Below are 2,069 nucleotides of genomic sequence, written 5' to 3' on the forward strand. Positions count from 1 at the left end.
ATTTAAGTGATGTGCTGAAAAGGTTGCCGACACATAAAGTGACTCAGATTGAAGAATTGCTACCACACCGCTGGAAATCCAACTCAAATTAAAAAATAGGCATGGGGTTCAGCGGACGCTTACGATGGAGCAAGTGGCTGGATTACCTTTGTTTATTTGATTTTACACGCCTATGCAGCAGTGATTTTAGGTGTAATGTGATTATTGGTTTGGTTGTGGCAGTATGTGATTGCTTAAATGTTCTGAATGAATCCTGTCTGTATTAAGCAGCACCCCATAAATTAGTTACATATTGGTTTTATTTTAGTTCTTAATTAGTTTCAAATAAGTTGCAATAAACAACTATCCAATCAGATGATACTGAGATAAAAAATGCCCATAAGCACAAATGTATTCATGGGCATATCATGCTTATTGGCATTACATCATTTATGAATGACGAGAGTTGGCATCATCATAGACGGCATTGTTTTCACGTCTGCCTACAGCAATCACGATGACAACTACCTCATCATCAACGACTTCATAAACCAGACGATAACCAATACTACGAAGTTTGATCTTGTAGCGGTTAGGATATCCTGACAACTTGTTTTTGGGAATGCGAGGATTCTACAAAACCTTGATCAACTGCTTCTTCAATGGCTGCTTAATACTTGGATTTAGCTTATTCCATTCTGCTAATGCTTCTTCTAAAAAGTCTAACTTATAGGTCATCAATATTTACTCGAATGCGTTTCTGATTCGCACGAGCATCTGCAATCTTATTCAGTTCTAGGTCTTCTAGTTGTTCCATCATCGTTTCATACAGATCAGCCGGAACACAGTAAAACGCTGGTGTATTACGATTGAGGATTGCGACAGGTTCGCCTTTGCCTGCGAGCACTGTATCCATCGGACTCTTTTTGAGTTCAGTAATACTTGCAGTCATTCGCGCATGGATTAATTGAGTCATGGTTAAGTCTCTATAGAATAGTGTTTGGCGTCTGGGTGAATTACTACAAGTAATGCAGGAACAATAGCACACTTAAAAGCATGATTAAATGTACTTTTAAAAACTCTTACAAGAAACATAAATGAATACTAAAAGAGCAATAAATCTTTGAATGTGTAGTTGATTCGGCTAAAGGCAACTGCCTAGATAATGCTGCAATGGAGAGCTTCTTTGGAATACTAAAATCAGAGTGTTGCTATGGTGAGGAATTTAAATCAGTTGATGAGTTGGAGCGAAAGGTGACATGTCTATAGAGAATCTTAAATAACTAATTTCAAAATCATGCGATAACTCACCATCAAAAAAGCCCATTTTTAAAATGGGCTTTCTGAAAATCGCATATGCGATAACTTACAAATGAGTATAACTTTCAGTGGCTTGAAAGGATCTAAAAATCGCCTATACGATAACTCAAAAACCGCATTCGCGGTGACGCACTGAGATTATATTTCTACAAACCGCATTCGCGGTGACTCACCCTTTGTTGATCCAAGTGAGCTGAATTATCTTTCTACAAACCGCATTCGCGGTGACTCACCCTTTGTTGATCCAAGTGAGCTGAATTATCTCTCTACAAACCGCATTCGCGGTGACTCACGGGCAGTATGTGCTTTGGATTGAAAACAGTGTTCTACAAACCGCATTCGCGGTGACTCACAACAATATTAAGAATATATGCTGTGATTAATTAATAATTTACAGTTTTTTATGCAAAAAATCAAAAAAAATTTAATGAACTAAAATTAAATATATTCAATAACTTGAATCATGAATTAAAAATTTAGGTGATTTTATAGAACTTTACTCGAAACTTACAAAGAAATTCTTATAAGAAATTTTATGTGAATTTAGAGTACACCCTAAAGTTACAATCTGAAAGTTCATGAAATTATGTATCATTTAAATGATTTTTAATCATAAGCAACATGTAACTTTAGTGTTAAAGATTTATAATTTACGAAATTGTTCATTTTTATCCAATTGGGGCGTGAAAAAGTGAAAGGCCAAAAAGTAGGGTATGTCCGGGTAAGTTCTGTCGAGCAAAACACTGGACGTCAACTTGAAGGAATTGAGG

Annotated in this window: 1 protein-coding gene and 3 pseudogenes; 2 read left to right on the forward strand and 2 right to left on the reverse strand. The window is 36.1% G+C overall.

From position 1 onward, the window contains the following. Positions 1-429: 429 nt before the first annotated feature. A pseudogene (locus AC07E5_RS09850) lies at positions 430-717 on the reverse strand (type II toxin-antitoxin system RelE family toxin). Beyond that, on the reverse strand, positions 707-955 hold the full coding sequence (locus AC07E5_RS09855; RefSeq protein ID WP_000192612.1) for a type II toxin-antitoxin system Phd/YefM family antitoxin: 249 nt from the start codon (positions 953-955) through the stop codon (positions 707-709). The pseudogene AC07E5_RS09850 and the gene AC07E5_RS09855 overlap by 11 nt, the downstream one beginning before the upstream one ends. A gap of 164 nt (positions 956-1,119) precedes the next feature. On the opposite strand from AC07E5_RS09855, the pseudogene AC07E5_RS09860 reads away from it, so the two are divergent. Next, positions 1,120-1,224: pseudogene (locus AC07E5_RS09860) on the forward strand (IS3 family transposase); the annotation flags it as partial. Between the two features lie 766 nt (positions 1,225-1,990). Further along, positions 1,991-2,069, forward strand: a pseudogene (locus tag AC07E5_RS09865) (recombinase family protein); the annotation flags it as partial.

Source organism: Acinetobacter seohaensis, assembly GCF_056431365.1.

Excerpts from the sequence above, each read along its gene's own strand:
- AC07E5_RS09855 (WP_000192612.1), bottom strand. The coding sequence starts at position 955 with ATGACTCAATTAATCCATGCGCGAATGACTGCAAGTATTACTGAACTC.